At 38.8% G+C, this 5,941-nt stretch carries 5 protein-coding genes; 1 reads left to right on the top strand and 4 read right to left on the bottom strand.

Translation table 11 applies throughout. The features are described 5' to 3' along the window. Positions 1-951, top strand: a 951-nt coding sequence (locus tag AB685_RS25210) for an LLM class flavin-dependent oxidoreductase (RefSeq protein WP_047973339.1), incomplete at its 5' end; no start/stop codon positions are given. A 41-nt stretch (positions 952-992) separates the two neighbouring features. Here AB685_RS25210 and AB685_RS25205 read toward each other — a convergent pair. The 4 genes from AB685_RS25205 to AB685_RS25190 form a co-directional block, all read right to left on the bottom strand. Further along, entirely contained in the window at positions 993-2,192 is a 1,200-nt protein-coding gene (locus tag AB685_RS25205; protein ID WP_047973338.1) for an iron-containing alcohol dehydrogenase, read from the bottom strand. Positions 2,193-2,405: 213 nt separating this feature from the next. Further along, complete coding sequence (locus tag AB685_RS25200) at positions 2,406-3,293, bottom strand: NAD(P)/FAD-dependent oxidoreductase (protein ID WP_047973337.1); 888 nt, start codon at positions 3,291-3,293, stop codon at positions 2,406-2,408. Positions 3,294-3,377: 84 nt separating this feature from the next. Then, entirely contained in the window at positions 3,378-3,983 is a 606-nt protein-coding gene (locus AB685_RS25195) for a hypothetical protein (protein WP_047973336.1), read from the bottom strand. A 12-nt stretch (positions 3,984-3,995) separates the two neighbouring features. Next, positions 3,996-5,186, bottom strand: a complete 1,191-nt coding sequence (locus tag AB685_RS25190) for a ParM/StbA family protein (protein ID WP_047973335.1) — start codon at positions 5,184-5,186, stop codon at positions 3,996-3,998. Positions 5,187-5,941: the final 755 nt, after the last annotated feature.

Raw genomic sequence — 5,941 nt, 5'->3', positions numbered from 1 at the left:
CCCGTTATTGTTGGCGGCACACCTAGTGATTCATTTCGTAATACCGTTGACCTTGCCCAACATGCTGAGAAATTAGGTTTTGAACGTTACTGGCTGGCTGAACACCATAATATGCCCGGTATTGCGAGTTCTGCTACCTCAGTGGTAATTGGCCATGTAGCAGCTAATACCTCCACTATCCGTGTAGGCTCTGGTGGAATTATGTTACCTAATCATGCTCCACTAGTTATTGCTGAGCAATTCGGCACTTTAGAGTCTTTGTTTCCTGGAAGAATCGACCTTGGGTTAGGACGAGCTCCTGGGACTGATCAAGTAACAGCTTATGCCCTTAGACGTGACCGTAGAAGCAATGGCCAAGACTTTCCAGAACAGCTTGCTGAACTACGTGAATTCTTGCAACCGACTGAAGAGCTGAGAGTAAGGGCTGTTCCTGGTGAGGGATTAAATATTCCGATCTGGCTCCTTGGTTCTAGTGGGTTCAGTGCACAATTGGCAGGATCTCTTGGTCTTCCATTTGCCTTTGCAAGTCATTTTTCACCAGATAACACTCTACCAGCGCTTAAAGTCTATCGTGATCACTTCAAGCCATCTGAGGTCCTTAGCGAACCGTATGCAATGGTAGGCGTTAATGTCATTGCTGCTGAAATAAATGAAGAAGCACAACGACTATCGACGTCTATGCAGCAACAGTTCCTAAATCTTGTTCGTAACCAACCTACTCAGCTGCAACCGCCAGTTGAGAGCATGGATAAGTTATGGACACCTTTTGAAAAACAAACACTGCAACAACAACTCGGGTCCTCCGTTGTCGGTGATAAAGAGACCGTAAAAGAAAAGCTTCAAGCCTTTTTAGATGAAACAGGAGCAGACGAAATGATGGTCAATGCTCAAATCTATGACCACAAGGCACGTTTACGTTCATTTGAAATTGTTTCTGAAGTTGTGCGTTAACACATGAGAGGTACAAACCTGTGCAGTTTGTACCTCTTTGGTTATTCTCTAATCATATGATAAAGATGAGCCATATCTCTTTTATATAATATTTTCGGTACGGGGTATAATGGGTTTGCTTCCTTTAAGGCTCTCTCAACCATTTGTGGGATATCACTCTCAACGATACGATCAATTTTTCTAGGGAGGCTCATTCTTTCATTTAATAATTTTATCGCTTCAATAAACTTCTTTGCCTTTTGTTCWTTTGTGTYTGTTGTTTCACCTATGCCTGCAGTATCAGCTAGTTCAGCTAAAGGCTTGTGCACAGCGGAACCATAATATTCTAGAATATAAGGTAGAATAATAGCATTAGCTAGTCCATGAGGAACGGAATAAAACCCTCCAAGAGTATGAGCAATAGCATGAACATATCCAACATAAGCACGAGTAAATGCAACTCCAGCCAAATATGATGCACGTTGCATATTTTTTCGTGCAGAAACATTCTCTCCATTAGAATATGCTTCATAAATATTATCAAATATCAATTTAACAGCTTCTTTACTACATTTCTTTGTTTCCTCTGTATTCCCTCTACCAATATACGCTTCAACCGCATGAGTTAAGGCATCCATTCCAGTAGCAGCTGTAATCGATGGTGGAAGCTTTATCGTTAATAACGGGTCAAGGACTGCAAAATCTGGGATTAAGACCGGATCACTTATCGCATATTTTTCATGAGTCTCACTATTTGTGATGACCGCTGCTAGCGTCGCTTCACTTCCTGTGCCTGAAGTTGTGGGCACGACAAAAAGGGGAGGAGTGTCTTTTTTAACCTTTAACACTCCCTTCATTTGTTCAATATCCTTCTCAGGTCTTGCTAGACGTGCCCCTACACCTTTTGCACAATCTATAGATGACCCGCCACCAAAAGCCACGATTCCTTGACAATGATTGGATTTATATAAGTTCATTGCCTCTTCAATATTTTCAATCGTTGGATTCTGTACTGTCTTGTCATAGAGTACAAACTTCACATTCATATTTTCTAAACTTGCTAGAAGTCCATCTAGCAACCCAATCGAAGTAATCCCTCTATCACTAACGATTAAAAGATGATCAATCTCTTGTTCTTTAATGAGCGGAGGCAGTTCTTTTATACTACCTTCTCCCTCTRGCAATACTGGTTTTCGCCAAGGTAAGTATTGAGAGATCATTTTAAAAGCAAACTGATAAGTCCTATAATACACTGCACGCATACGATTACCTCGCTTCCTCTTAGYGAAGGCTTCACCGTTCATACTGCTTCATGTTGCACCGTTCTTTTCTAGGTATATATGTACTATATACCTTAAATATCCAAATAATCAAAATATTTTTCTTATATGGATATACCAGCAAGTAGAAGGTTGTTCATTAAAAAGCGCGAGAAAGAACGCAAAGGGCCACTGACACCTTTACGTTCTTTTACCTTATATTAGCGATTTATGGATCCAGATGGCTGCTTGCAAACCTTCCCCCATTGCAATAGCAGCCTGCTCTGAGTGTGCTACCACATCACCAGCTGCCCAAACATGCTTTACTGTAGTCATTTTTGAGCGTGGATCAACAACAACATGCTTATTTTCAAGCCGCTCTGCACCAAGCTGATCTGCTAAGCTAGAGCGTACTTCATTTCCTCCAAAAGCAAGAAACCCTTTTTCTACACTTATTTTTTCTTTGTTTATAAGATTGATTTCCTCTAATAATCCATTTGGAGCACTTAGTGAATGAATTTCTTTTTCTATGTATTTAATGTTGTGATCTTCTAATTTCTGAAGAACTTCTTTATCGACCGGTTGTTTTTCATGATTAATATAAAGAATATTCTTGGTCCAATAAGTGAGAGTAAGCGCCATATTTGCTCCTACATTTCCACTCCCTATTACTGCTGTCTTCTTCCCATTTATTTCATAGCCATCACAATCTGGGCATATATAGACACTCAGTCCTAAACAGGGAATTAACCCCTCTAATTTAGGAAACCGGTCCATTACTCCTGTAGCTAGCAAGATACGTTTCCCGCTAATTTCTTTACCTTTGTCTGTTTGGAGCGTGAAATGTTCTTCTGTTTTCTCAACTGTTTCTACTTTACCATTTTCAAATAACACATCAAGACCTTCTGCATGTTCCCTACCTTTTTGTCTTAAATACTCTCCACTTACCCCGTCTGGATAGCCTAATATATTATGGTAGCTCCTGCATAAACGAGACCTTCCGCCTTCATYATCAATTACTAATACATCGTGTTGATACCTGCCTAATTGGATAGCAGCTTGCAACCCAGCAATCCCACCTCCAACAATTACGCAATCATACATATTTCTCACCTCCACTTTACTATACCCAGAGAAAAAATAAAAAAACAGCTTACCCCTGATTGGCACCAGAAGAAAGCTGCGATTTTATTTATTCATTTTTGCAAGAAAATCCCCAAGTAAATCATCTGCATCTTCTTCCTCTTCCTCAATCTCAGCTTCCTCTGTAGCAGCTTGCTCAAGTCTCGCCTGATTCCAATTGAAGTTCATTAAATCATCGTCTGAGAGAGGGCTACTACCAACTCCCTCTTCTTCCGTAACCTCTGGTACAGATGGGTCCTTTTGTTGCTCCCTACTAGTGGACAAAATATCTTGTTCTTGTAAGTAAAGAGCCTCATCTATATCAAGCGAAGAGCTATTTAAAGCCGCTAAAACGGAGGTAGCTCTAAGAGGATCAGCTAATAACTGATATACAATACTTCCTAATAAGGCTTCTGAATGTGAATGTTTAAGCCAATTACGCTGTTCTTTACTTAATTGTTTTGGTAGAGGGATCGTAACCGTCTCTCTTTCTTTTGCAAGTGAGTTACCCACACCCTCTAATACATATTCAGCCATTTTACTTGAGAAGTTCCGTCTTTCAGTTTCCTTAAGTGTCTGAAGTTGCCTGAGAATATGATCAGGTGTATCAGAAGGAAGGCGAAAGGTAATCGCCTGCCCTCTTTCAATACCTGTTGACCCCGTTTTTTTCATAGCGGCACCCTATTATTTCTTATTCGCTTTTTTATCTGAAATAGGTTCTTTAGTAGCTGCTACTTGGTTCGTTTTACGATCGTAAGCTGCAATTAATTTATAATAAGCATTTGCCATCATCCAAATGCTTTCCTTTTCATCTTCAAAGAATGCAATGTTATAGCCATCTAAATTGTTATTTAACGTCTTAAGATACTCTTTTAGAACCATCGCACCTCCACCAACGAAATAACAAATTTCCGTTTGAGAGTTCTTTTGCCATACATTACGTAAATGACGGTATTGCTTTTTCGCTAATTCGAACAAAATACGATCTGTGATGTCATGAACGCTTGTGCGACTTCCTTTTACCATAATATGATTGCGATCTTGTTTCTTCGTAATCACTTCAACGACATCACGACGACTATCTAACTCTACTCCATGCTTTGTTCTAATTTCTTCTCGAATCGCCTCTAATGATTCAGAAACCCCTAAATTAAAGCCTTGTGCTTTATCATCGTCTACGTTTCGGTTTTTAATTACAGCAATATCAGTTGAAAGACCACCAATATCTTGAATAAGAATTCTCTTATCAACGAGGTCACGATTAATAATATTTAAGTCTTTATCCATTACCAGATTAATATAAGCTRCAAAGCCCTCTGGATAGATCTTTACCTGATCAAAACGGATATTTACTTTTAACCCTTGATATTTTGGTGTTACYAAGAACTCTACTTGGTGAACAGAGCTTAATAGTTGAGAGCGATATCCAACATCTTTTCCTTCTTTGACTTCACGAAGGGTTAGACCAGTTCCAAGTGTATAATTGGCGTCTACAACTTGATTATTCTTCTTAAATAGATCGCTATTTTCCTCTCGAACAGCATCAAGAGCCAATGTTGCAAATAACATAACCAACGTTTGATCCTCTTCGGATTTACTACTTCCTGGATCAAGCTCAGTAGCATTATCACTCTTTGTTGCTAAGCTCCCTACACGATAAATAGCATTATTATCATTTAATGCTGGGGAGTGTACACGAATATGTATTCCATCTAATGGATCTTTCTCATTTAATTCTTCAATCCCAATAACCGGACGGTCCTCGGTATCTCTAGCGGTTACATTAGGAATATTAAGTTCAAAATCCGCTTTGCCAAACAATGCTTTAACAGAATCATTACCTACGTCAATTGCAGCAATTCTACTTCTTGTCATAAAACAATCAAACCTTTCAAATAGAATAATGGCTCTTTAACTATCATTTACCATTTAACTCAAGAGTATCTTAGCAGCCTCAATTCGTCAATCATCCATAAGTTACATTCACCATGTAAACATTTTTGTAAACATGTATACATTCTCGTGTACAAAACACACAAATTGTACACATCCCTTCAAATCAACATGTATTCACTTTTGTAAACATATATACATTTTTGTATACATTAAGTTACAATTTGTTTACTTGTATACATTAATGCAAACATCTAAACACTTCCAAATAAATGTCATTATTTCAGTCGAATATACTACTAGTAATGTCGCTTCAACCCTCCCCTACTTTCTTAATACGGTGAAAAGAAGCTCTAAGAACATAGATTTAGACTTATAATTATACTTTTTATACCAATATACAAGAGATCCAATAGATCATCTTCTATCTCAATAACCTTAAAGAAGCATAAAAAAAGGGCTGGGACATATYTAAGAGGTTTAACTCWGGATACGAACGAAGCGCTAAATGAGCGGATGAAATATACGWAGACCTCCTACGGGATGAAAAGCAGAGGTGAGAMCCCACAGTGCGTAGCACGAGGAGGCTCACCAGCTTCCCGTGGAAAGCGAAGTATATTTCAGGAGCGGTATACATAGACCGCATCAGTAATGTTCGATTTTCCATAAGTTAAAATACTTTTGTCCCAGTCTCATACTATAGAACTCCCTGTAAGCTTTAAGCTGTCAGTTACCTA

It is taken from the genome of Bacillus sp. LL01 (assembly GCF_001037965.1).
This window is presented reverse-complemented; position numbering and strand designations above follow the sequence as displayed.

Excerpts from the sequence above, each read along its gene's own strand:
- AB685_RS25195 (WP_047973336.1), bottom strand. The coding sequence starts at position 3,983 with ATGAAAAAAACGGGGTCAACAGGTATTGAAAGAGGGCAGGCGATTACC.